This window comes from Frigoribacterium sp. SL97 (genome assembly GCF_026625765.1).
Lineage (GTDB): Bacteria > Actinomycetota > Actinomycetes > Actinomycetales > Microbacteriaceae > Frigoribacterium.
The window spans coordinates 2,199,199-2,222,615 of the sequence record NZ_CP113062.1; the positions used below are offsets into that span (position 1 = coordinate 2,199,199).

General features: G+C 67.7%; 19 protein-coding genes. 5 read left to right on the plus strand and 14 right to left on the minus strand.

What is annotated here, in order from left to right; genetic code table 11:
- Positions 1-2 precede the first annotated feature (2 nt).
- From OVA02_RS10590 to OVA02_RS10630, 9 genes are all read right to left on the minus strand, one after another.
- Positions 3-842, minus strand: coding sequence for a hypothetical protein (locus OVA02_RS10590; protein ID WP_267658264.1), 840 nt, complete (start codon positions 840-842; stop codon positions 3-5).
- A gap of 24 nt (positions 843-866) precedes the next feature.
- On the minus strand, positions 867-1,592 hold the full coding sequence (locus tag OVA02_RS10595; protein ID WP_267658265.1) for a hypothetical protein: 726 nt from the start codon (positions 1,590-1,592) through the stop codon (positions 867-869).
- 139 nt (positions 1,593-1,731) lie between these two features.
- Positions 1,732-3,870 (minus strand): M23 family metallopeptidase, encoded by a 2,139-nt coding sequence (locus OVA02_RS10600; protein ID WP_267658266.1) that lies wholly within the window; start codon positions 3,868-3,870, stop codon positions 1,732-1,734.
- Positions 3,867-4,316: an HNH endonuclease gene (locus OVA02_RS10605; protein WP_267658267.1), complete on the minus strand. Its 450-nt coding sequence runs from the start codon at positions 4,314-4,316 to the stop codon at positions 3,867-3,869. Before OVA02_RS10605 ends, OVA02_RS10600 begins: the two co-directional genes overlap by 4 nt.
- 76 nt (positions 4,317-4,392) lie before the next feature.
- Positions 4,393-5,061 carry a hypothetical protein gene (locus tag OVA02_RS10610; protein WP_267658274.1) on the minus strand — a complete coding sequence of 223 codons (669 nt, stop codon included), beginning with the start codon at positions 5,059-5,061 and terminating at the stop codon, positions 4,393-4,395.
- Positions 5,058-5,465 carry a hypothetical protein gene (locus OVA02_RS10615; protein ID WP_267658275.1) on the minus strand — a complete coding sequence of 136 codons (408 nt, stop codon included), beginning with the start codon at positions 5,463-5,465 and terminating at the stop codon, positions 5,058-5,060. Before OVA02_RS10615 ends, OVA02_RS10610 begins: the two co-directional genes overlap by 4 nt.
- Before the next feature lie 358 nt (positions 5,466-5,823).
- The gene (locus OVA02_RS10620; protein WP_200412555.1) at positions 5,824-6,048 is read right to left on the minus strand and encodes a hypothetical protein; all 225 of its coding nucleotides are present in this window, start codon (positions 6,046-6,048) and stop codon (positions 5,824-5,826) included.
- A 41-nt stretch (positions 6,049-6,089) separates the two neighbouring features.
- A complete protein-coding gene (locus OVA02_RS10625) occupies positions 6,090-6,296 on the minus strand; it encodes a hypothetical protein (RefSeq protein ID WP_192061771.1) in 207 nt (68 codons plus the stop codon).
- 129 nt (positions 6,297-6,425) lie between these two features.
- Positions 6,426-7,049 (minus strand): hypothetical protein, encoded by a 624-nt coding sequence (locus tag OVA02_RS10630; RefSeq protein WP_200412553.1) that lies wholly within the window; start codon positions 7,047-7,049, stop codon positions 6,426-6,428.
- 298 nt (positions 7,050-7,347) lie between these two features.
- Between OVA02_RS10630 and OVA02_RS10635 the strand changes: the two genes are divergently transcribed.
- Positions 7,348-8,187, plus strand: a complete 840-nt coding sequence (locus OVA02_RS10635; protein ID WP_267658276.1) for a hypothetical protein — start codon at positions 7,348-7,350, stop codon at positions 8,185-8,187.
- A 326-nt stretch (positions 8,188-8,513) separates the two neighbouring features.
- The gene (locus OVA02_RS10640) at positions 8,514-9,344 is read left to right on the plus strand and encodes a hypothetical protein (protein ID WP_267658277.1); all 831 of its coding nucleotides are present in this window, start codon (positions 8,514-8,516) and stop codon (positions 9,342-9,344) included.
- Positions 9,345-9,982: 638 nt separating this feature from the next.
- Here the strand turns inward: OVA02_RS10640 and ssb are convergent.
- The 3 genes from ssb to dnaE all read right to left on the minus strand — a co-directional run bounded on the left by ssb (position 9,983) and on the right by dnaE (position 15,654).
- Positions 9,983-10,546, minus strand: a complete 564-nt coding sequence (gene ssb, locus OVA02_RS10645) for a single-stranded DNA-binding protein (RefSeq protein ID WP_267658278.1) — start codon at positions 10,544-10,546, stop codon at positions 9,983-9,985.
- Between the two features lie 138 nt (positions 10,547-10,684).
- Entirely contained in the window at positions 10,685-11,560 is an 876-nt protein-coding gene (locus OVA02_RS10650; RefSeq protein ID WP_267658279.1) for a hypothetical protein, read from the minus strand.
- A gap of 23 nt (positions 11,561-11,583) precedes the next feature.
- The gene (gene dnaE / locus OVA02_RS10655) at positions 11,584-15,654 is read right to left on the minus strand and encodes a DNA polymerase III subunit alpha (protein WP_267658281.1); all 4,071 of its coding nucleotides are present in this window, start codon (positions 15,652-15,654) and stop codon (positions 11,584-11,586) included.
- A 130-nt stretch (positions 15,655-15,784) separates the two neighbouring features.
- Between dnaE and OVA02_RS10660 the strand changes: the two genes are divergently transcribed.
- Complete coding sequence (locus tag OVA02_RS10660; protein WP_267658282.1) at positions 15,785-15,994, plus strand: hypothetical protein; 210 nt, start codon at positions 15,785-15,787, stop codon at positions 15,992-15,994.
- Here the strand turns inward: OVA02_RS10660 and OVA02_RS10665 are convergent.
- Both OVA02_RS10665 and OVA02_RS10670 read right to left on the minus strand, forming a co-directional pair.
- Positions 15,991-16,617: a hypothetical protein gene (locus OVA02_RS10665; RefSeq protein ID WP_267658283.1), complete on the minus strand. Its 627-nt coding sequence runs from the start codon at positions 16,615-16,617 to the stop codon at positions 15,991-15,993. The two genes, OVA02_RS10660 and OVA02_RS10665, sit on opposite strands and share 4 nt — an antisense overlap.
- A complete protein-coding gene (locus OVA02_RS10670; protein WP_267658284.1) occupies positions 16,610-19,627 on the minus strand; it encodes a hypothetical protein in 3,018 nt (1,005 codons plus the stop codon). The genes OVA02_RS10665 and OVA02_RS10670 overlap by 8 nt, the downstream gene beginning before the upstream one ends.
- Before the next feature lie 228 nt (positions 19,628-19,855).
- Here OVA02_RS10670 and OVA02_RS10675 point away from each other — a divergent pair, with 228 nt between their 5' ends.
- Entirely contained in the window at positions 19,856-22,339 is a 2,484-nt protein-coding gene (locus OVA02_RS10675; RefSeq protein WP_267658285.1) for a hypothetical protein, read from the plus strand.
- On the plus strand, positions 22,336-23,322 hold the full coding sequence (locus OVA02_RS10680) for a hypothetical protein (RefSeq protein WP_267658286.1): 987 nt from the start codon (positions 22,336-22,338) through the stop codon (positions 23,320-23,322). The genes OVA02_RS10675 and OVA02_RS10680 overlap by 4 nt, the downstream gene beginning before the upstream one ends.
- Positions 23,323-23,417 lie beyond the last annotated feature (95 nt).

The window sequence follows — 23,417 nt, forward strand, 5'->3', positions numbered from 1 at the left end:
GGTCAGAATCGGGCGGCCACCAGGTCGCGGACGTCGGCGTCCGGGTCGGTCAGCAGTCGCTGACGGAGCTCTTCGGGCAGGCCCCACCGGGCAGCGAGGCGCCGGCGGACGACGACCGAAGTGTCGTCGGCGAAGCGGAGGAGGACGTCAGCGGGGGTGCTCTGTGCGCTGGCGACCTCGGCTCGGACTGCCTCGCTCGTGTCGGTGATGAGTGCGTGCTTCGCCTCGAACGGGATGGAGTGTGACAGGGCGACGCCACGGCGCACGATGTGGCTCGGGTGCGTGACGAGGGCTTCGTGGGTGTCGGCCGGGACGCGCGGGTGCTGCGCGGCGGCCGCCACGATGTAGTCGGCGTCCTCCTCGATCGTCGCCAGGCGCCGGATCGTCTCCTCGCTGGCGTTCGGGTTCCGGGCGACGAGCTCGCAGACGGTGTACTCGAGCCCCTCCTCCCGGTCCTCCGCCGTCAGCTTGTCGAGTGCGTCGGCCGGAGCGCGGTCGTTGCCGGCGACGCTCTCCCGGACGTACTCCTCCGGGTCGGATGCGAGGCGGATGAGAGTGGCGCGGGACAGCGAACCGTTCATAGCGACGTGCATGCGGTCGTCACGATCGGTGGACCGAGCGAGCGCCTCGAGGAGCGCGGGAGGCGTGTCGAGGTTCTCGGCGATGTTCTTCCGCCATGCAGGGTCTGCGGACACGAGCATGGCTTCCAGCTCGGGGCTGGTGGTCGGCTCGTCGACCGAGTCGCTCACCGCCTCGAGCACCAGCTCAGGCGTCGAGTGCTGCTTGTCGGTGAACGTACCGGCGGTGGCACGCGGGTGGAGGGTCTCGTTCCAGTTGGTCATGCCGCGTACGTGTGCGGCACGCGATCACCGCTCGAAGGTGGGCTCCGTGATGGTCTGGACCTTGCCGTCGAAGGCGCGGTTCATCGTGACGGTCCACGACTTCTGGTCGTAGGCGATCTGGGTGACGCTGTCGGCGCTGGTCGTGTACGTGCCGACGACGGACTGCATGACGGTGAAGGTGAACGTGTCGTCGGTGATGGCGGGGTAGGAGTTCGAGGAGGGCTTGGTGTCGACTCGGACTTCGCCGCTGATGCCGATCTTGTTCTGCGGGTTGGCGACGCGGGGCGCCTTGTAGAGCTGCTCGGCGCCTTCGTAGAAGTAGGGGGCGAGACGCGCAGCGCGCGCTTCGACGCTCTCGGCCGGGTTGACGGTGGCGTACTCCTTGACGGCTGCTTCGGCGACGTCGCGGAAGGAGCGGATCTGCGCGAGCTCGGCCTCGGGGATGATCGGGCCGTCGAGGCTGTCGCCCTCGGAGGTCTGGCCGTCGGCGTTATAGTCGAGCTCGACGCCGCCACCGGTGCCGCCTTCGACGACGGGTACTGCGGGGGTCTCGAAGCCGCCGGCCGGCTCGCCGGTGCCGCCACCGATGGACGCCGACGCGGTGCTCGAGGCCTTGGGTGTCTCGGTGGCGTCCGGGTTGGCGTCGTCGACGGCGTTAGCGAGGAAGACGGCGGTGATGATGCCGAGGATGATGGCGAGCAGCGCCACGCCGCCGGCGATGTACAGCTTCGTCTTGGTCTGGGACGTCATTCGCTGATCCTTCGAGGTGTGCTCGCGCGTGGCGCGAAGCGGAGCTGGTGGGTTGTGATCGTGGTGTGGCCGGCAGTGCATTTCTGGGTACGCCAAAGAGGGCGACGTGCCCACCCCTTACATGCGCGGCACCTTCAGATTAGTGGGGGCCGATGCCGCCCCAGGTCGGCAGGACGTCGAGGTCGACGCCTCGCTCCTTGAGGTAGTCGTACGGGTCGACGGGGACGCCGTTGAGGTTGATGTTGAGGTGGATGTGGGGTCCGGTCGAGTTGCCGGTGCTGCCGACGAGCCCGAGTGTCTGACCCTTGACGACCGTGTCACCAACGTTCAGGTCGGTCGGGTTGACCATGTGGCAGTACCGGGCTTCGCCGCCGTCGGGGTTGAGGACGGTGATCCAGTAGCCGCACGCGTGACCTGGCGTCGACTGCTTGCCGGTGACGACGCCGTCGCCGATGGAGATCATGAGCCCGTCGGCGGGCTTGCCGAAGTCGACGCCCTGGTGGTTCTTCGACCCGACGCCGCCGGGGCTGACGCGGGGGCCCCACCAGGAGTTGACGGTGACGATGCCGTTGAAGGGGTAGCCCCAGGTGCCGGAGACGGCTGGCACTCCGCAGGTGATGGGGGCGTCGGTGTCGGCCGGTGCACCGGCGCCGCCGTCCTGGGCAGATCCGCCGTTGCCGTCGAAGCTGAACCCAGCGGGGATGTCCTGGGGCTGCACCTCGTTCCAGAGGGTGCTGACGATGTTGACCGCCTCGGACATGCGCTCGGCGTAGGCGTCGGGGAAGGCGGAGACCTGGATCTTCTGGGCGGCCTTGCCTGGCTCCATAGTGTTCCAGCCGGGCAGCTGCAGGAGCGGGAGGAGGAAGCGAGCGGTCGACCAGGGAACGTCGAGTCGCTGCGAGTCCGAGCCCCACCAATCCTGCTGCTGGAAGACGCCGAGGCTGGTGTGGTCGACCTTGTTCGGGTTGTTGGCCAGCACCGACTCGACGATGCCGGTGGCCATGGTGATCTCTGCCGCGCGTCGCTGGTCGGCGACGTCCATGTTGCGGGTGGCGGACTTGGAGATGCCGACGATGGTCACGGCGATCGCGCGCTGGTCGGCGTTCATGGGGACGCCCTTGACGGTCATGCCGTTGGTGGAACCGCCAGACTGGCTGCCGCCGTCGACGGGGCACGTCTCGGCCTGCCCCATCCACCAGCGGAGGGCGGTGTCGTAGACCCCGGTCGCCTGCGCTTCGGTCATGCCGGCGCCGCCGACGATGGCGTCGGTGTAGGTCTTGCGGACGGCGTCGGAGTTGGCCTTGTCGCTGCCGTTCTCCTGGTCGATCTCGCGCTGCGCCGTGCCCGGGACGTACCGGCCGCCGACGTCGAGAGAACGTGTCTCGACCTGCGGGTCGATGCGGCTCAGCTCCTTGGAGATGGCGTCGAGCGTCTCCTCCGATGCGGCGTCCTTGTTCTCGAGCGAGGCGACGATGGTCCACGGGATGCCGTACTTGGTGCCGAGGCTGTGGGCGGTGCCCATCGAGTCTTCGTCGACGTGCTCCTCGCTGGCGGCGCGCTGCGCGGTGACCTGGTTAAAGGCGTCGACCGAGCCGGTGGACGCCGAGAGCATGTAGATGGATGCCCCGGCGACGGCGACGGGGATGACGAGGAGGAACGCCACGACGGCGATGAGCATGTTCCGGAGGCGCTTGTTCTTCGCCACCGCCATGCCAGCGCTCTTCGCCGCCCCGAGGGCTGCTCCCGGGAGCGCGCCGACGCCGCCGGCAGCGGCACCCTTCGCAGCACCGGACGCAGCGCCCTTGGCGGCCTCTGCACCGACTTGGAGGATGGACGAGCGGATCGACTGCTTCTGGCCGGGAGCTGTGGGGGCGCCGCGGCCGAGGGCTGCGTCCTTGAGGTCGTCGCGGAGGGTCTTCTTGACGACGCCGCTGTCGCTGATCGTCGTCTTGCTGGGCGGCCCCGCTGCGGCGGCCGTGGCGGCCGGTCCGCTCCTCGAGGCGCCGCCCGTGACGGTGGTCGCTCCGGGACTGGCGGGCGTCTCGGGCGTCGAGTCGGTGGACGTGCCGGGCAGGCTGGCGAGCGTCGCCTGCTGAGGCCGAGGCGCCCCGGTGCGAGGTGCGGTGGCCGGAGCTGCGATCGGCGCGGGCGCTGAAACTGGCACCGGAGCGCCGTGGCCGGGAAGCTTCGGGGGCACCTTGCTGATGGGTGCCTTGGCGGCCGCGGGCGCCTTCGGCAGCTTCGCGGGGATCTTGCTCGGCAGGTTGGGGATGCTCATGATGCCTGTCCGATCCGCCACAGGACCTTGGGCGAAGCACCCTCGGGGAAGTACCTGATGCGGCGCCGCTCAAGCCGCCAGATGTAGAAGGCGGACGGGATGTGCGCGCTCTTGCGAAGGTTGTGGGTGGCGCACAGCATCTGCAGGTTGCTCATGGCGGTGGCCCCGCCCTTGGAGTGCGGGTAGATGTGGTCCCCGTGGGTGCCGCGGGCGGAGCACCGGAAGCTGATGGGTGCCTTGTGCTCGCAGCGGGAGTTGCCGGCGCGGCGGGCACCTTCGGCCTTCTGGGCGGCGGCGAACAGCCGCTGCGGGTCCTTGCTGCCGGCGTAGCCGCGGCCGCGGCGCTTCGCCGCGACGAGGATGGTGATGACGACGACGACACCGCCGACGAAGGACGGGTGCTCCTGCACCCAAGCGATGAGGGTCGTCGCAGTGGTTCCGTCCATGACAGGAAGACATGCGGCGGAAGTGCCGTGTCAGCCTGTGAGCCTCACCGCGGGGCGGGGCGCTCGATCCTGCTCCTCAGCGCCCGAGCGTGACCTCTGGCGGGCTCTGCTTCTTCTCGGTGAACTGGCCACCGGCACTCGTGCCCCTCGGCTCGCGCCCCTGTGTTTCGCCGGCCGGGGGTGTCGGTTGGGCCAGCTTCGCGCGGTGGATGGCCTCGTTGGCGAGGAGGCGGACTTCCTCCGGGTCGTTGGGTGCCACCATGCTGGCGTCGCCGAAGACGTCGAATACGAGGTCGACGATCTCGTCAGCGTCGTACATCTCGAGGTCGTGGATGAGGCGGGTCAGGTCGGGCCTGTCCTTCACCCGGCTCGCAGCGATCTTCATGGCGAGCAGGGTCCGCTTCGACGCGACGACCACGGGCCGGCCGCGCAGTTCCATGCGGACGGCGTCCTTGTCGGCGCTTCGTCCAAACTCGATGAAGGGCACGGCGCGGTTGTTGATCCACTGGGGGTCGAGGTTGTACTCGGTGGCCATTGCCTCGGCTTCGGCGAAGACTTCGTCCGCCGGGTGGAAGATGCCGTCGACGTCGGGCGTGAGCTCGGAACGTCCCAGGTGCATGGCCATCGCGGCGCCGCCGACGATGTAGGCGTCGACGGTGACTCCACGATTACTCAGGCGCTCGAGGAGCTCACCCAGCATCTCTTTGATGCCCTCGCCGGTGAGGAGGCGGTAGCTCTCCGTCACGGCGCGTAGAGGTCGCGCTCGCGCAAGAGGATGTTCTTGTCCAGGAACAGCTTCGGGGTGCGGTCGCGGATGAAATCCCGGAAGGCCGTGGTGGCTTCGGTGTCTCCGTCCCAGAGCCATTCACTGTCGACTGCGGGAGCGGCGAGCATCCACGGTGCCGGTGTGAGGTGACGCTGGAGCAGCGCGAAGGCGTAGGACGTCGCGAGGAGAGTGTCGTATCGCGCGTCTCCGGTGCTGGCCGGCTCCTCGAGAGCGTCGGCGGGCACGTCTGAATCGGACGTCGTGATTCGCGTCACTGCATCGACGAGGGTGCGATCGGCGGCGGAGAAGTTGTGCGCGGCGATGGCACGCCTGAGGAGCGCGGCGGCAGCTGTCGCCGCGATCGGAGAACTCGTCGCGGTCATGGCGCTGATTGTAGTGAGCGTGGCTGGCACGCGACAGTCATGCGCGGCAGCCAGGGAACAGCGAACGGCCGCCGGCTGCCCGGCGGCCGTTCAGTGGGTCAGCCCGTCTGGGCTGGGTTGCCGAGGGCTGCTTGCGAAACCCGGGAAGGCCTGGACCTGCCAGCATCTAGCCACCGCTCATGTCGCGACATCCTCCTGGTACCGGCTGAAAATCCTCCGGCTCGTTCCTATTGAGGCGCTTGGCCCTTACGCATGGCCTGATCTGGCGAGTAAGGGGCGACTCAGAGCCACGGCCACGGCCACGGCCACGGCCACGGGCCAGAGTGCGGTTGAGGTCAGCTACCCCGAACGTGCCCGTCTAGGTGCGTTGGCGCGGCCGGATGAACACAAAGACAATGCCGAGCCCCAGGAGCAGCAAACCCGTCACCCACATGACTTTCTCAACTGGACTGATACCGCCAACGCCACCCGTTGAGTCCGCAATGATGCCGCTCTGGAAAGCCAGCGCGGCAGCGCAGAGAAGCACAGCGGTACCGCTCGCAAGTAGAGCTACGGACGCCGTCGTCGTCACTTCACTCTTCATTCTGTGCGGGCTAAAAAACTTGCGGGCACCTTGGTTCCGCCCTACAGCGACCCGAGTTGTTGACTCAGATAGAAGAGCGCCACGATGCCAATGATCAGCAGGTTGATTGTGATCAGGAAAGCTGCGACGACGGTGTTCGTCCTCGAACTGCCCAACGCCCGCACGAGTCGGACCACGTTCACCATGGCGAAAAGGACGACGATGATCAACCACAGAGGCGACACGACGATCGCGAGGACGAGAGCCATCGCCGCGACAAGGCCAGCAACGAGGCTTGGAGTTCGAGAGTGAGCACGCGCGGGTGTTTGTGGCTGAGTCATGACGGACCTTTCGTGGGGGCTGCCTCCCAAGAGTAGGCAGCCCCCAGAGTTCTTTTGTTAGCCGAGGCCGCAGGCCAGGTCGCCTCGCGAGACCGCGGTGGTGAAAATGGCCCGCGCACAGTAGGACGGCTTCTGCACGTCGACGCCCGCGATGTTCAGCTTGAAGTTGTACTGCCCGTAGACATATCCGACGTTCCGGACGACGCCTTTGGCGGTTGTCTTTCCGGTGTATCCCCAGCCGATGCCGGAGGTGCGTCCGCCGCCGTCAAGGTAGGAGACGCTTGTGACGCTGCTGCCGGAACGGCAGCCCTGCCCCGTGGTCCAGAAGTCGCCGAGTTTTGCACCCACCTGGTTGGAGAAGGAGCCGTTCTGACGCCACGAACCGCATGCGGCGGCGGCAGCAGCGATAGAAGACTTGCCAGTCGCCTTGTCGGGCGTGAACGTCGTGGTGATCTCGCTGACGACGGGGGTCGTCCACAGATCGAAGAGCTCACGCTCCTGCGGTGAGAGCGACTTCAGCTCGGCAGCCTGGTCGGGCGCTTCGAGCACTTCAACAAACACAGCCTCGGCAGCGGCAGCAGTATTGGGCTCGGACGCCTGGGCAGAAACTGCTCCTGCCCCGACCAGCAAACACGTCACGGAGACGGTGGCGGCCACTCGAGCAATACGCGATGACTTCATTGATGCTTCCTTTGAAACGAGGCAGCGCACGAGTCTGGCCATGCAGCCACCCCCTCTGCGCCCCAGTCCCCCAGCGGGACGCCTCGCAAACGACGGTAGTGAACTTGATGCCTGTGACGATTCCGCCGACGGGAGGATTCACAGACTGCAAACTCAGCCTCCAGCGGGATTGCGTCCGTCCGCACCAATGTGCCTGTCTAGTTTTGGATCGACAAAGTCACGAGACAGTCGCTGTGACTGTTACGCCTACATGCACAAGCGTCTTGGCAAGGCCCTTCGACCACACATAATTGCCCCCATGCAGGACGCAGCAGAAGCCGCCCGCGGTCACGGCGACCGTGCCGAACGACTCGCGGCCGCCGAGACGGAATTGAATGAGCACGCTGGCACCAAGCTCGTTCGCCGGCTGGAGCAACTAGCCCGAGTTTTTACGGCCTGGCGTCACTTCGCGATCGACTTGGAAATTCTCATCGCGGCTTTCGAGACGCAGGAGGATATTGCCGTCGAGCTGATGCAGAACGTGCGCGAGTCCACTCGGCCAGCCCTTCAGCTTGAACTCGACAAAGCTCTCATCGCTTACCTGGCATCACTCGGTGCACTCATCGACCACACACGCACCCTGGTTCGAAACCAGCCAAAAGCCGTTCAGGATGAGTTTGCAGAACGACTTTCCAAGGATGTCTTCGCCCTACCGCAGGCCGCGTTCCTCGGGAAACTTCGAAATTATGTCCTTCACTACGTCGTGGCCCCGTGGCGATTCAGCGGTACTTTGGGCGACCAGGTGACCGCAGAGGTGCGCTTGGATTCGGCGGCTTTGCTTGAGTTCGATTGGAACAAAGACTCTCGGGCCTTCATCGAATCGTCGGGTGAAACCATCCACTTGTCTGCCCTTCTGCGCCCTTACCGAGAGGCGACCGAAAAGCTCCATTCCTGGTTACTTGAGAGAAGTTGGGACGAAGGGACACCTCTAATTGAGGCGTCAAACCAGCTCATGGCTCGACGAAACCTGATCCTCTCCGCGGGCGTCTCCGATGGTCGAGACTGGCATGAACGAGTCGCTCACATTCAGGAAAATCTTGACCGGGAACGTCGGGGGGAAGCACAAACCGACTACCCACAAACCATGCCTGATTTGTAGGCCGGTCCGTCGTGGCCTACGACATCGTCACGCGGGTGACAAGTCGGGGAAACTCGGTCAGTCGGCTGCGTCAGATTGAGTGAGGCCGATCGGCGGCTCTTTGACCCAGGTCGGGGCATGCAAGCTTGCCGAGTTCGACCCTTTTGCTCAACGCTGGTTCAACACATGCTGAGGTCGTCAGACCCAAGGTTCTCTAGGTACCCCCGATGTCGACGAACCTGCGCCGGAAGGACAAGGGTGACCTGGTGGTTGCCTTAATGCAGGCTTGACGCATACCAATCCACAGCCTGCTGCTCACTCGCTGCGGCCCATGCCATGTTCACCACATGGGCATCCTCGACCGCATTCTCGGCCGGCAACCGGCCAACCAGCGTCAAGACACCACGCACTCGGACGACGTCGACGGCCTCGTCTCCCTCTCCGGCACCACCACCTTCGGCCGCGAAGCCATCACCACCCTCGCCACCCGTCACGGCATCGCCGACGGCGGCTACCTCGAGCTCCCCGGCTCTCTCCAGCGCGAACCGGACAACAACGCTGACCCCAACGCCGTAGCGGTCATCGTCGAGGGTGAACGAATCGGCTACGTCCCGGGCTACGCCGTCGACGTGGCGCAGATCTCGAAGGTGGGCGCTCGAGCTGTCCGGGTTCAGATTTTCACGGAGATGCTCCCGAAGGGGCTGCGCGCTGAGGCATGGGCATGGCTTGGGAGCAAGGCACCGCAATGGGAGTGGTCGGAGAAGAAGCGGCCCCCGATGTCGTCGAAGGCAAAGGCGAAGGCGAGCCACGACGGCTCAAGCCAGATGGTCCGAGAAGCCCTCGCGGGCGGTGGGTCTCGCGCCGCCGAATTTCGAGCCGGGATGGTCAACGGCGTCCACTACCTGGAGCTGGTAGAGCCGATCAAACAGCTCAAGCGCGAAGGCCGCCTCGAGGAAGCCCTCGCCCTTTCCCTTGCTGCCATCGAAGGCGCCGAGGGAGGCCGCGACGGGCGGGAGCCGGCGCCGTTCTACACGGAGCAGGCGGCAATCATCTACCGGAAGCTTGGGCGTCGGGACGACGAGATCGCGGTGCTGAAGCGGTGGCTGGCGTTGTGCCCAGCGCAGTACCGCGACGGTAGCCGGATTGGTGAGCGGTTTAGCAAGCTTGTCGGTGGGTAGAGGCGTACCTCAAGCAGGAGGCCACAGGGACAAGGGAGCTGCCTAGGGCTCGACGGCATGCCTCATTCTTTCCCGAATCGGTTCCGTTCGCCGGTCGCGGCCCGTACCCATCACGCCTCGGGAACCTGCTGAAGCACCACACCAAGCACTGCCAGAAGTATGGGGATGACAACGCTCGCGATCCAAGGATTTTCGAGCCAAGCTAGCCGCCCGGACGAGGTCAACTCCTCGCGGCATTGCGCTAGGACGCGAGCGAGAAAAAATGTGTAGGCGATAGTTCCTAGAATTCCCCCAACCATGGAAGACGCTGGTACGACCGGGTCGACGCCGTCTTCGAGGAAGACCTTCCCCCTGAGGAACCCGCTCCCGCGCTTCGAACTTAGCGAGTCCGCCGCCTTCTGACACTTCATCTAGCAAGACCGGACAATCTGCCGCGCCCGAAAGGCGCGGCTTTCGTCATTTCGGGCTCGGGAGCGAACGGTCACAGCTCAAGGGACCAGGGTCGGAGGGGTCGAAGTAGCGAGATCAGGGCCTAGAGACGAGAAAATCCCCCGGAGATCCGGGGGATTTCTCTTAGAGGCTAGTTACGCAAACGGATTTGACCAGTTCCGTAATCAGCCCTGCCGATCGGCGACTTTCTAGAATTCGTCGTCGTCCGCGACCGCGGTCGCGACGGCCACCGGGGCGGCCACGGCGACGGGCGCCGGGGCGGCCGCAGCCACGGGGGCGGCGGCCGGAGCGGCCACCGCGACGGGCGCCGCAGCGGCGACCGGGGCCGCCACGGGAGCGGCGGCGGGCGCAGCCTGGGCGGCGGGGGCGGCCGGGGCCACCGTCGCGCCCTTGGCGTTCTTCGTGAAGACTGTCGAGCCGAAGCGGATGGACCCGCCCAGCTCCTCGACCTCGAGCTCGATGGCCGTGCGCTTCTGGCCCTCGTGCTCGAAGTTGCGCTGCTTCAGGAGGCCCTGGGCGATGACGCGCGAGCCCTTCGCGAAGGACGCTGCGGCGTACTCGGCCGCGTCGCGCCAGAGGGTCGAGCGGAGGAACGTGGCCTCGCCGTCCTTCCACTGGCCCGAGTCCTTGTCGTAGATGCGGGGCGTCGACGCGATGGTGAAGTTCGCGACGGCGACGCCGGCCTGCGTGTGACGCAGCTCGATGTCGCTGGTCAGGTTGCCGACGATGGTGACGGGGATCTCTCCGGACATGGTGTGTCTCTGCTTTCGTTTCGTATGGGTGGGCCGTTCCGGCCCGGGGATGGTGGTGCTGGTTCGAAGGTCGGAACGGGGTGTTCGTGCTTCGTAGGGTCCATGCGCGGCACCCTTCAAAAAGGGCCGCTTCGGTGTTCAGGCGGCGTCGATGGCACCCTCCGAGGAGATCTGGGCCACGAGGCTGCGGCGCAGGCTGCTGAAGATCTCCATGTCGGAGACCCCCACCTCGCGCTGCAGGGTCGAGACGAGCAGGCGGGCGATGTTGGACAGCGCCTTCGTCTGACGTTCGAGGTTCATGGAGGAGCTGAGCACGTCGGCGACGGCGTCCTCACCGGCAGTGCGCTGCTCGAGGGAGGCGAGCATGCCGAGGATGTCGTCCACCGGGCCGACGTACTTCGTCTCCGCGGGGGCTTCCTCGGCGGCGACCGCCAGGGCGTTGCGCTGGAAGAGTTCGAAGAACGCCCGCAGCTCGCGGAGGCTGCACGCGATGTCGACGTCGGCGCGGTGGTTCTTCTCCGCGTTCGCCTCGACGAGGTCGGTGCCAGTCGCGGCCTTGTAGGTGCGGCGCAGGATGCCGGCCTCGAGGATCTCCCGATCGTGGAAGTAGGCAGCCAGGCTGGGGGTGTGACGGCGCAGGAAGCGCAGGTCGCAGTGCCAGACGCCGGAGCCTCCGAGCACGAGCTGGTACTCGTGTTCGAAGGAGTCGATGAGGGCGATGATTGCCTGCTCGGCGTCTGCGATGGTCGGGAGCGTGTTGCCGTACTGGCCCGCCTCGAGCTCGGCGAGCAGGCCGTTGGCCTGGTGCATCGAGGTGACGATGGGGTTGGAGTGGATGCGGTCGAGGCCGTGCAGTCGGGGGCGGACGACGATCTTCTGGTCGAAGAGGGGCGTGAGGTCCGACGTCGTGCCGATGACGCCGATTTCGACGATGTCGTCGAGCTGCGTCTCGAGGCCGGTCAGCTCGAGGTCGATGAGGACGTAGCGGAGCTTGTCGGAGGTGGGGAGGTTCATGCCCACCTCATGCGCGGCACGCTTCATGAGAGCCGCAGGCCGCCCATGAAGGACGACGCCGGGGTCCAGCTGACAGGCTTCGGGCCCGCCTCCACGGGCACAGGCGACGACCCGAATGCGGGCCCGCGGTCCACCGGCTCGGCCGCCGTCCCGAGGAGCGCAGCGATCGCCGCATCATCCTGAGCGGCCTCGTCGAGTTCCTCGGTAGCCGGCGGGGTGACGTCAGGCGTCACGGGCGCTTCGACGGGCAGCTCGGCGACCTGGTCGGCCGCAGCCCACGGGTCGTCGGGCGCGCTGTCAAAAGGGGTGACCAGCTCCTGCCGGGGTGCGCTGCTGGTGAGGTCGGTCGGCGCGTCGTAGGGGTCCTCCGGCGTCTGGTCGATGGTGACGGGAGCGGTCGGCAGCGGCGGTGCGACCGGTGGTGCTGTCAGCTCCGGCTCCGGCTCGGCGGGGGCAGGCGCCGGCTCGTCGCTGCTCTTCTCGCCTGGGCGCCGCACCTTCGGCGGCAGGCTGGTGCCCTTGCGCGGCTTCGGCGGCAGCTTGAGCAGGTCGAGCGCGGGGACCTCGGGCAGGTCACCGGTTTGGGCGGCAGCCGAGGCGGTGAGCGCGTCGATGAACGAGCCGGTCGGCTGATCATTGACCGGGATGGGGAAGACCTGGCGGACCATCATCTCCTTGGTGATGAGGGTCTCGATGACGTTGCCCTCCTCGTCCTCGATCTCCTGCTCACGCATGGTGACGTTGCCGGCGAGGGCGACGATGGAGCCGACTTCGGGGGTGACTTCGACCTTCTTGAGGTTGGTGTCCCACATGACGCCGCTGATGCGGATGCCGGAGTTCTCGAGGGTGATGTTGGCGCGGCGGCCCTTCGAGTAGGCGGACTCCGACCACGCTCCGAGGAGGCCGGCGACGAAGACGGGCGCACCGTCGCTGTCGGGGACGCGGCGGATGCTGACGGGCTTCTCGCCGACGTTGTCGACGTAGCTCGCACCGGGGCGGGAGAACGCCTGGATGTCCTGGCGGTACTCGCGGACGGGGTGGACGCCGAGCGAGAGACCGAGCAGCTTCCGCTGACGGGTGGCCAGCTCGAGGATGCTCCATTCCGCGTCGGGGATGGTGATGTCGGGGCGGTCCTTGACGGCCCGGGCGACCATGATCTGCCCGAGCCTGGGGCCGAACGCGTCGCACGCGCCGGACTCGATGAGCCCTTCGATGCTCGCGATCGACACCTTCTGGGTCATGTTCCCGTCGGTGAGCTTGTGCACGAGGTCGGCGAGCGTGCTGTACGGGAGCGCGACGCGGTCGCGAACCTCGACGACGAGCTCGCCGAGCGCGCCGACACCCTTGATCTCGGAGAGCCCGAGGCGGACCTGCATGTCGCCGGCCGGGCGGGTGACCTTCTGCGACTCGTTGACGTCGGGCGGGAGGATGCTGATGCCCTCACCGGACAGTGCCTCGATGGCCGAGAGCCGCTTGTCGTCGGCGTCGGTGACGGCGAGGATGGCGGCGCCGTACTCGGCCGGCCAGTTGGCCTTGAGGTAGGCGGTGATGTACGCCAGCTGCGCGTAGGCGGCGCTGTGCGAGGCGTTGAAGAGGTAGGCGGCCGAGCCCTTCATGGCCTCGATGATCCTCATGGCCGTCTCGCGGGTGAAGACGATGCTGGTCACGTTGCCGGCGTCGTCTCTGAACTCCTGCGTGGCGCCCTCGAGGAACATGGCGCTGACCTCGTCCATGAGCTTCTTGTTCTTCTTGCCGACGGCCTTGCGCAGCTTCGAACGCTTCTTGGCGTCGAAGCCAGCAACAACGGCGCCGAGGCGCATCAGCTGCTCCTGGAAGACCCACACCCCGTAGGTCTCGCCGAGGACCGTCGCGAGAGCTGCCTGCTCGGCGGGGTCGTTCGTGAACTGGTCGTAGCTGACAGGGAGGAGGCCTGCCTTGCGCTGGGCGTAGAGCTGGTCCATCTGGGCGGCGAGAGGCCCGGGGCGGAACAAGGCGATGATGGCGGAGAGGTCGGTGAGGCAGTCGGGGGAGACGGAGCGGGACACGTTCTGCATGCCGGAGGAGTCCATCTGGAAGATGCCTGCCGTGCGACCGGTCTTGAAGATGTTCCAGGCAGCCGCGACGCGGGGGTCGCCCTTGGTGTTGGGGTGCGGGATGCGTCGCGGGTCGATGACCTCGCCGGTCGTCGCCTCGATGTTGGCGATGGCGGTGGAGACGATGTCGAGGTTGCGGATGGAGAGCACGTCGAGCTTGAGCAGCCCCATGCCGGGGAGGTCACCGACGTCGGGGGCGTCCCAGGCGGTGATGAGCCGGAGGGCTTCTCCGCCCTTCTTGGAGCGGTCACGTCGAAGCGGGACGAGTCCGCGGAGCGGTTCGGTGGAGATGAGGATGCCGCAGGCGTGGATGCCCTGGCCCTTGAGGGTGCCTTCCATCTTGCGGGCGAGCTCGACGACGCGGGCGCCGTCGTCGCCGGTCTTGCTGAGCTCGTCGCGGAACTTCTCGGAGGCTCCGTTGTCGGTGTCGTCGAGTTCGGCGAAGGAGAAGACGCCGCCGGCAGCGCCGGACGGCACGACCTTCGTGAGGCGCGCGCCGATGGCGGGCAGCTCGAGGACTCGGGCTGCGTCCTTGATGGCGGCCTTGGTGCGGGCGACGCCGTGGGTGCCGATTCGGGCGACGGCTTCGACGCCCCACTTGTAGGCGAGGTAGGCGCGGACGCGCTCGACGTACCGCAGCTCGAAGTCGATGTCGATGTCGGGCATGTCGGCGCGGCCGGGCTCCATGAAACGCTCGAACAGCAGGTTGTTCTCGAGCGGGTCGATGTCGACGATCTCGAGCAGGTAGGAGAAGAGGCTGCCGGCCGCGGACCCTCGACCGGGGCCGACGAGGATGCCGCCCTCGATGGTTGGCCAGCCGGGGAGGTTGCCGTCCTCGCGAGCCCAGCGGATGAGGTCCTCGACCATGAAGAAGTAGGGCAGGAAGCCCTGGTCGTCGATGATCTTGAGCTCCATCAGGAGCCGCTCCTTGACGACGCCTTCGATCTTCGTCCCGAGGTGGGGGCGCTTGGCGAGGCCGACACGGCAGAGGTGCTTGGCGAAGGCCATGTCGGTGGCGAACCCCTCGGGGAGGGGGAAGCGCGGGAGGCGGATGCGGGCCTCGGGGAGGATGTCCTCTTCGAATAGCCCGGCGATGGCCACGGTGTTGTCGCAGGCGACCTGCCACCACGGCTCGGGTCGAAGGGCGCGCATCTCCTCTTCGGTGCGGACGTGGTAGCCACGGCCGTGGAACTGGAAGCGCTTGGGGTCGCTCAGGGCCTTGCCGGAAGAGACGGCGAGCCAGGCGGCGTGGGCCTCGAACTCTTCGTCGTTCGTGTAGTGGGAGTCGTTGGTGGCGACGATGGGCAGCTGGTACTCGGCGGCGAGGGCGACGACGTCGGGGATGCACGCGGACTCGGCTTCGATGCCGTGCTCCATGATCTCGACGAAGACCTTGTCGTGGCCGACGGCGTCGATGATGCGGTCGAGGTTCATCCGTGCCTGCTCGACGGCGCCGCGGCTCATGGGGCCGAGGACGGGTCCACCGAGGCAGCCGGTGAGCACGATGAGGCCCTCGGAGTACTCCTTCAGGAGCTTGTAGTCGATGCGGGGCTTGTTCCAGTAGCCGGTCTCCTCGGCGATGTCCATGATGGACGCGAGGTTCCGCCAGCCGATAGCGTTCGTGGCGAAGATCGTGAGGTGCTCGTAGTTCTTCGTCTTCGTGACGGACGCTGCGGAGCCCTCGTCGTCGTCGGCTGCGGAGACGTCGTCGCGCTCGACCTGCACGGACTCGCGGACACCGCGGTCGGGCTCGTCGCGCCAGTCGGCCATGACGGCGAGGTACGCCTCGACGCCGATGAGGGGCTTGATACCGTTGGCCTTCGCCGCGCGGTTCAGTCGCCAGGCACCACCGAGGTCACCGTGGTCTGTGACGGCGAAGGCAACCTGCCCTTCGCTGGCGACCTTGGCGCAAGCCTCTTCGATGTTCGTCATGCCGTCGAGGGGCGAGAACTCAGTGTGGACGTGCAGGTGCACGAAGCCGGCGGTGGTGGCGTTGCTCATGGTGACTCCATGCGCGGCAGGTCTCATCCGTGCGGATGTGCTCGAGCCGCACCCGTTCGGGGTGGTCGTTCGGTAGAATGTTCGAATGCCAGATGACACAGGTGAGGCCCCTCAGCCACTTCCCCGGCGCATGACGAAGGAGGAGCTAGAGGCCATGAAGGACGTGGAGCTCGCTCGGTTCCACGACATCGCGTCAGAGATGTCCGCCGACAGAGCCCGGTATCCCGACGACGTGCGCGGGCTTGCCGGCAGCGAAGAGCAGGCTGCCCTCGTCGTCATCAAGGAGCGGGAGCGCCGGCTAGGACGGAAGCTCCCCACCCGTCGCCCCCGGCTCTACTAGGGCATTGGCCACAGTTCGGCGATGCTGAACAGCGCCCTCGCCGCGGCCGCCTCCTCCGCCTCGAGCTGCGCGAGCCGTTCCGGAATGGTCGGCACGACGTACTCGCCCGGGTGCGCCTCGCGGTACCGGCGGTAGGCGTCAAGCCAGACACGCATCGGTGCGACGTATATGGCGTCCGTACCGCCGCGCTCGACCCTGGCGACCTGCGAGCCCGTGACGGCGAGCTTGGCCCAGTCGGCGGCGGCCGTGGCCGCCTTGAAGATGACCGGGTCGTCCACCGGCTCGGGCCACTCGACGACTGACGCCAGCCAGCGCTCCTGCTTCGGAGGCCGGGCGTTGTGCAGCTTCACCATCCCGAGCGCGAAGGTCTTCTCGCCGTTCGCTGCCTGGTCGACGGACGTCCGGGCGGCGTCGTAGAGCGCTGCACTGAGCGCGGCCGGGGCGTAGGCCTTGACCTGCACCGCGACGTCTTCGAAGACCCAGAGGTCGCCGACGTCTTCCTTGCGGCCGGCGCCGAGCATGCGCTTCGGGCGAGCGACGACGAGGTCCGGGCACACGGCATTGAAGTGCTCGGTCGCATCCAGCTCGGCCTTGTCGCCCTTGGCCTTGCTGCGGTTAGCCATCGGAGTTGCCGAGCAGGGTGTCGAGGTGGACGGGCACGCCGCGCATCGGCCGGCCGTCGACCCGGAACATCTTGTTGACCCGGCTGCCGTCACGGCCGCGCGAGGCGTAGTGCGGGTGGATGAGGCCCTCGTTCCAGAGGCTGCCGAACGACGTCGACGCCGCGGTTCCCGGCGGCAGGAGAGCCGGGCTCCAGCGGGACGCAATTTCGAAGGCTGCCTTGTGGTCGAACATCACGACATCGACGGCGGTGTCGCCGGCGGCTGCGGTGATGTAGCCGATTGCGACGCCGGCCGGGCGGAACTTGTCCTGGCCGTCCTGCTGCCACCCGAGGAGCCGGTTGGTGCCGGCGTGGTCGCCGCTGATGGGAGGGGTGTTGGGGTCGCTGGCGTTGAGGAGGTGAGCGCGACCGGTGAGGAGGGCGTGGCGGATGGCGTCGAGGGTCGCTCGGCCGGGGGTCGCTTCTCCCTGCGTGGCGAAGCCGGCCATGACGATCTTGGCGATGCGCTGCGGCAGGTTCGACTCGTCCTCGGGGTTGAACAGCGCCAGGATCTCGGTCGCGCCGACCATCTCGGCGAGGATGTGCAGTGGCGCGAGGCCGAGCATGAGGTCGACGGCCATCTCCACGTGACGCTGGTCGGACTTGCCCTCGACCTTGGCTTCGGCGATGGTCTCGCGGGCTGCGGCGGCGAAGTTGCCCTTCAGCACCTCGACCTGCTCGATCATCTCGGTCCAGCCGTTCAGGACGGCCAGGTGCTGCATGGCCTGCACCGAGGCGGTCATGAGGCGGCCGGGCGTGCCGCTGTGGTCACGGAAGTCGTTCATCGTCTCCACGACGCCGTCGCGGAGCGAGTTCTTGTCGAGGTTGAGGATGATCGTGCGGTCGCGGACCGAGTTGATGCTGTGCTCGTTCTCGGCAGTGGCGATGAGCAGGGCGCGAGGCGTGAAGACCTCGCGAGCACGCAGCTCGGTGCCGGAGCGACGCTTTGCGGTGCGGTTGTGGACGTTGCGGATGATGTCGCCGGACTTCGCCATCTCGAGGGCGCTCTGCTTGGCGTCGGCGGACGGCGCCAGGTCGTCCATGACCCAGATGTTGGTCTGCGAGAGGGCCTGCTCGACGGACGCGTTGGTGTCCTTCATCGAGCCGGGGAGCGACTTGTTCGTCCACGTCTTGCGGGCCTGGTGGAAGGCGAGGATCTGGGCGACGGTCCACGACTTGCCCTGGCCGGGAGGGCCCTGGACCCAGAGGCAGGTCGTGCAGGCCACGGGGACGGAGGGGCGGAGCCCGGCGGCCATGACGACCCCGGCGACGTTGATGTCGTTCCAGGGGGCGAGCTCGATGTAGTGCTTGAAGAGGTTGTTGAGGTCGGCGCGGACCTGGGCCTTCCACTCGTCGCTGAGGATGTCACCGGGGATGCTCGGCAGGCTGAACTTGGCCGCGCCGGGCAGAGCAGTTTCGCCGACGCCGGGCAGCGTGCGGTCCTGGTCGTGCTTCGACGGGGAGATCACAGTGCGGCCGGAGATGAACGAGCAGACGGTGGAGTTCTCCACGGGCACCCAGCCCATGGTCGTCCAGCTGACGTTCTCGGCGACGGGGATCTCCTTGTTGTCCTTGATGGCCGAGAGCCACTCGAGCCCCTTGCGCGGCGGCCACTCGGAGTGCAGCAGGAGGTTCTGCGGGATGACGGCCTTCTTCTTGTCCCACTCCGACGGCGGGTACATGAGGATGGTGGACGGTCCCGTGACGACGGCCTGTGCGGGGGTGTCGTCGTCGTTGATCCACTTGAGCTCGATGCGGCAGGTGGTCATGGCCGAGGCCTCTGCCTCGTCGACGCCTTCGCCGAAGCGAGCGGTCTCGATTTCGAGGTCGGTCGGTGCGCGGTGGGTCTCCACCGTGACGACGCGTCCACCGATGTTGTAGCGCAGCTCCCACTGGCCCGGCCCCGGCTTGCCGTCGAAGCCGACAGCACCGGCGGTGAACTCCTGAACGGAGGTGCCGTCCTCTGACACCTTCCATGTGCCCGTGGGGACGTCGTCGCGTGAGCGCGCCGGCGCGTCTGGCAGCTCGAGACGAAGGCGGTCGAGGATGTCGTTCCAGTCACCGTGACGGGCGAGGAAGTCGTCGATGCCGACCTTGTCGGTCTTGGCGCTTCCGCTGGTGAGCTCGAGCAGTTCGCCGTCGAGGTCGACGCTGAGGTCGACCAGCTTGACGTTGGCCTTGCGCCCGCGGGCGAAGCCCCAGAGGTTGTTGGCCTGAGACCAGACGTTCCAGTTGCTGTCGATGTCGCCGTCGAAGGCGAGGAGCAGCTCTCGGTCGGCGAGCCGGAGGCTCACCCACACGTCGTTGTTCTTCCAGTTGCCGACGCCGACGAACGACAGGATGGTCACGCGGTTGTGCGCGGGCACCTTCATCATCAGCTCGCGGAGTCGCGTGACGGCGTCGGTACGCGACATGCGTCCCTGGGGGTTGAGCTCGTCGTCGCCGACTCCGTTGGCGCGGATCAGCGCGGTCAGGGCGGCGTCGCCCTTGAGGACGCCCTCCGTGATGAGCAGACGCGGCGACGAGGTGAACCACTCGGCGGGGGTGCCCGGGTTGGTGTCGATGACCGACTCGCTGCCGGCGAGGTTCTCGTACTTGACGATCTTGCCCGTGCCGGGGTTCGTGCGCGGGTGGCTGGGGCGGAGCTGCATCGACGACGAGGCCGGGAAGAGCCCGCTCTCGTGCATCTGCGCGTTGAGGTCGGCGCGGTACCAGTGCAGCACCATCGCCTCGCCCTCCTTGGTGGCGCCGAGTACCTGGCTGTGGGCGCGGGAGTTTGCGGACCCGAGCTGGTGGTGCTTCGCGAAGTCCCTGACCTGGCTGTTCTCGAGGGTCTCGTAGCCGCGGGCGAGGGCGACGAGGGGTGCAACGCCGGACGCGGCGAGCTTGCGGGCGCCGGTGAAGGTGACGAGCGGGGCGTAGTCGTCCGGCTCCCAAGGAGTCAGCGGGTGAGTCGAAGTCTGGGTGGTCATACCTCCTCTGTGCGGGCTCAATCGGGACGGCTGGGACTCGTCCTCTGACCACAGTCCGGACGTCCGGATGGCCCCGTGCGTGCCCTGTTGCGCGCCCTGCCCGCATCCGCTATCACGCGCGCGTGCGCGCGCTCCTCTAACTACGCCCCACCAGGCGGTCTCCGGGGCCCAAGCACCTCCTGACAGCTGAGGTCCCAGCCGTCCCTTTTCTGTCCGCACAGAGGAGGTATGACCACCTCACACGTTCCGACCCTCGGCCTCGTCGAGGTCCCCGCCATGGGCGAGGTCCTCCGACAGGTCGGCTACCGGGTCATCTCCGGCTCGACGTTCCCCGAGGCTGCCTCCGCAGTGAAGACGGCCGTCGACGACGTCCAGTCGGCCCTTGCTGCTCAGCAGGCCGCCGCCGTCTTCCCCATCCTCATCGCCGACGTGCACCGCCCCGGCATCAAGGCCTGGGCGCAGAAGAGCTCGCGGACGTCTCCGGTGCTGATCCTTCGTGGCGGTGCGGACGAGAGCCAGAACTACATCGTGGCCAACGAGGCCCGTGAGATCCGCCTGCCGGCGACCATCGCGAGCATCGCCTCCGCGGCCGCGCTGCCGGTCGCACCCGATGCCCGCATGCAGCTCGTCGTCATGCCCGACGGTTCGGTCGTCGACCCGGCTGCCGGCCCGGCGCCCGAGGTTGCTGCCTCCGTTGCTCCCACTGCTGCCCCGGTCGAACCGGCGCCTCAGGTGCAGCCCGTCGTGCAGGTGGCTCCGCCCCTCACCGCACCAGTGCCGCCCGCCCCCGTGGCGGTTCCCGTGCAGCACTTCGCGCAGCAGGTGCCCGCTCCTGCAGCGCCTGCCGCCCCCGCGCCGGTCATGGCGCCGCAGGCCGCTCCTGCGCAGCCTGCTCTCGTCGCCCCTGCGGCCACGGCCCGTGCTCCTTGGGACACCCGTGAGTCGGCAGCGCCGGTCATCGCTGCCGAGCCCGCGGCTCCCGAGGCCCCTCTCGAGGTGCCCACTTTCGAGCGCTCACCTCAGCTGCTCTTCCCCGACATCCCTTCCGCTGCCCCGGCGCCGGAAGTCGCACCAGTCGCTGACTGGGCATCCTCCCCCGTCACGGAACCGCAGCCGGTCGCCCCGGTGACTCCCGTCATCTCCGCGCCCGTGGCTCCCGCCGCTCCCCTCTGGGCCACGGCCCCGACTGAGGCCGTCGTGCCGGCAACGGCCGAGCCCGCATGGGCGCTGCCACCCGTCGCACCGGTGGCGCCGGTCGCGCCCGTCGCGCCCGTCGCGCCCGTCGCGACGGAGGCACCCGCACCCGTCGCGCCCGTCGTCGCACCGCAGCCGGCTTGGGCTTCGGCGCCCGTCGAGGCACCCGCTCCTGCCCAGCCGGCGTGGGCTATGCCTGCAGCTGCCGAGGCTGCTCCGGCATGGGACGTGCCGCAGCCCGTCGCGGCTCCCGTCCCCGTCGCTCCCGTCGCGCCGCCCCCGGCGGCACCCGCCCCGTTCGCTGCCCCGGCACCGGTTGAGCAGCGCCTGGACCTGCCCGCGCCCCAGTCGGCCGCCATGGTCATGCCGTCGCCCGTGCCCGCGCAGCCGCAGGCCGCCCCTGCGCCGTCCGTCCCCGAGTGGGCATCGGACATCCAGGCACCGCCCGGCCCGCCCGTCGCAGCGTTCGAGCGCGAGATCCCTCGTGAGTCCTCGCCCGCTCCCGTCGCAGCCGGCGGTCACGCGGCGATGCAGCAGGAGCGACCCGAGCTGACCCAGGGGCTGCCGTTCCTGGGGCAGGAGTCTCCCCCCTTCGCCACTGCCACGAGCGCTGAGCCGGCATGGAACCCGGCCTCGTTCGCCGCCGAGCAGCGGTCCACCGCCATTAGCAACGCCGCACCCATCATCTTCTGCTGGGCCTACAAGGGCGGCGTCAACAAGACCTCCCTCTCCCTGCAGCTCGCCCACCGCGCTGCCGAGAAGGGCCTCCGCGTCTGGCTCATCGACATGAACCGCGGACAGGGCGGAGTGCGCACAGTCCTCCGCGTCCCGGAGAACGCACCCGTCCGCAGCGCCTTCGACGCGGCCCGCATGGGCAACCCCTCGCGTGCCTTCGTGAAGCCGCAGGACATCCAGCCCTTCCGCCCGCAGAACCTCGAGCCCCTGAAGTTCGGGCTCGTCCTGGCTCCCCCGCGCGTCGAAGCTGACGCAGCTGCGACCCCCTACACCGCGTACCGCCAGATCATCGACTACGCCCGGGCCAACGGTGACCTCGTCATCGTCGACACCCAGACCGTCGAAGCGGTCGACAACAGCGGCCTCATCTCGAACGTCATGGTCCCGATGATGATCGAGGACGCCTGGGGCGTCGCGATCACGGCCTTCGCCAAGGAGTCGGTCGAGAACCTCAAGGCCGCGCTGGCCGACTACGGAACTCGCGGGCTCACTCGTGACCGCCAGCTCCTCGTCGTCACGCGCGCCGATGACTTCGGACCTGTCGATGCCCAGGGCGTCGAGAAGACCTTCCAGCGGTTCGCGCACTTCGCCGGCACCACCAAGAGCAGCGAGCACGTCAAGAAGCGCTTCGACGAGGGCATCGTCGTCTCCGACGACGACACCGTCCGGCCCCTGCTCGACTCCGTGCTGGTCCGTGTCACCGGGGACTCGAGGTTCGCCTCGCAGCCTGTCGTGGCAGCGAAGGGCCGCCGCCGCGGCCTGCTGGGCGGTCGCCGCCGATGAGGTCCCGCGGATTCCCCCAGCTGCGGACGCTCGTCCGCAACATCGAGATGATCCTGGTCGGCCACGCCGCACAGGAGGTCGCGACCGACTCGTTCGTCACCGCGACGACGGTTGTCCCCCTCCCCCTCTGGGTCGAGCTCCCCCCGAAGATCGACGTCGGCCTCAAGTCGGCAAAGAACGAGGACCTCGTCCTGCCCGCCCGCATCGAGTGGTCGGTTCCTCCTGTCGTCCTGCTGAGGGACGGCGAGACGGTGACCGCCGACTGGCGCGTGACCAACATGGGCCACAACCTCTCCGGGACGGTCGAGGTCACCTCCGCCGGCATCAGCGAGAGCATCCCCGGCGAGCTCGGCACGACACCCGTGCACGCCTTCTCGGGCCGCGACCTTCGCCGCAAGCTCGACGCTCTCGTCAAGGCCGGCCAGACCGCCCGGTGGCTCATCCTCGAGGGCTTCGAGACGTACACGCGCTCGAAGCTCGAAGAGGCGAACCGCATCGTCGCCCAGGAGCTGTCCGTCCACAACGAGCAGTCCATCCCGGGCGTGCTCGACGACATCGCCCTCGACGGGCTGCTGACGCACATGCTCTTCGGCTCGGCCGACGGTTCGTCTACGCAGCGCAGCTCCATCGTCTCGCGGATGGTCGACAAGGCGCTGGCGCCCGACGCCTTCCGCACCTACGACCCTGCTCGTTACTTCACCCTCAACCTCAAATCTCGCGCTCTGGACGAGGTCCGCCGAACGGTCGGCGACCCTCACATCGGGCCCAAGATCCGGAGGCTGCAGCAGCAGGTCCAGGCGACCAACATCGAAGAGCTGGTCCGGGCTTACAACGAACAGTATCCAAAAGAGAACCTCGGCTGGAAGCGTGCTGTCGCCGCCCTCTCGGTCGGGCCCGCAGCTGGCGTCATGGCCGTCCCCCTCATCACCGATGAGGAACTTCGGGAGTACTCGGGTCGCCGCGGATCGAGCGCAGCAGCGTGAGCGCGGGCGTCGAGGGGGTGGCCCCGGCCACCCCGCTGTGGCGGGCCAACACCGCCCGAGAAGAGGCGGCGAAGCTCCGCGCTGAGTGGCTTGTC

What these genes read in the sequence shown, in the direction of transcription:
- OVA02_RS10590 (WP_267658264.1), bottom strand. Translation starts at nt 842, where the DNA reads ATGACCAACTGGAACGAGACCCTCCACCCGCGTGCCACCGCCGGTACG.
- OVA02_RS10595 (WP_267658265.1), bottom strand. Translation starts at nt 1,592, where the DNA reads ATGACGTCCCAGACCAAGACGAAGCTGTACATCGCCGGCGGCGTGGCG.
- OVA02_RS10600 (WP_267658266.1), bottom strand. Translation starts at nt 3,870, where the DNA reads ATGAGCATCCCCAACCTGCCGAGCAAGATCCCCGCGAAGCTGCCGAAG.
- OVA02_RS10605 (WP_267658267.1), bottom strand. Translation starts at nt 4,316, where the DNA reads ATGGACGGAACCACTGCGACGACCCTCATCGCTTGGGTGCAGGAGCAC.
- OVA02_RS10615 (WP_267658275.1), bottom strand. Translation starts at nt 5,465, where the DNA reads ATGACCGCGACGAGTTCTCCGATCGCGGCGACAGCTGCCGCCGCGCTC.
- OVA02_RS10620 (WP_200412555.1), bottom strand. Translation starts at nt 6,048, where the DNA reads ATGAAGAGTGAAGTGACGACGACGGCGTCCGTAGCTCTACTTGCGAGC.
- OVA02_RS10625 (WP_192061771.1), bottom strand. Translation starts at nt 6,296, where the DNA reads ATGGCTCTCGTCCTCGCGATCGTCGTGTCGCCTCTGTGGTTGATCATC.
- OVA02_RS10630 (WP_200412553.1), bottom strand. Translation starts at nt 7,049, where the DNA reads ATGAAGTCATCGCGTATTGCTCGAGTGGCCGCCACCGTCTCCGTGACG.
- OVA02_RS10635 (WP_267658276.1), top strand. Translation starts at nt 7,348, where the DNA reads ATGCAGGACGCAGCAGAAGCCGCCCGCGGTCACGGCGACCGTGCCGAA.
- OVA02_RS10640 (WP_267658277.1), top strand. Translation starts at nt 8,514, where the DNA reads ATGGGCATCCTCGACCGCATTCTCGGCCGGCAACCGGCCAACCAGCGT.
- ssb (WP_267658278.1), bottom strand. Translation starts at nt 10,546, where the DNA reads ATGTCCGGAGAGATCCCCGTCACCATCGTCGGCAACCTGACCAGCGAC.
- OVA02_RS10650 (WP_267658279.1), bottom strand. Translation starts at nt 11,560, where the DNA reads ATGAACCTCCCCACCTCCGACAAGCTCCGCTACGTCCTCATCGACCTC.
- dnaE (WP_267658281.1), bottom strand. Translation starts at nt 15,654, where the DNA reads ATGAGCAACGCCACCACCGCCGGCTTCGTGCACCTGCACGTCCACACT.
- OVA02_RS10660 (WP_267658282.1), top strand. Translation starts at nt 15,785, where the DNA reads ATGACGAAGGAGGAGCTAGAGGCCATGAAGGACGTGGAGCTCGCTCGG.
- OVA02_RS10665 (WP_267658283.1), bottom strand. Translation starts at nt 16,617, where the DNA reads ATGGCTAACCGCAGCAAGGCCAAGGGCGACAAGGCCGAGCTGGATGCG.
- OVA02_RS10670 (WP_267658284.1), bottom strand. Translation starts at nt 19,627, where the DNA reads ATGACCACCCAGACTTCGACTCACCCGCTGACTCCTTGGGAGCCGGAC.
- OVA02_RS10675 (WP_267658285.1), top strand. Translation starts at nt 19,856, where the DNA reads ATGACCACCTCACACGTTCCGACCCTCGGCCTCGTCGAGGTCCCCGCC.
- OVA02_RS10680 (WP_267658286.1), top strand. Translation starts at nt 22,336, where the DNA reads ATGAGGTCCCGCGGATTCCCCCAGCTGCGGACGCTCGTCCGCAACATC.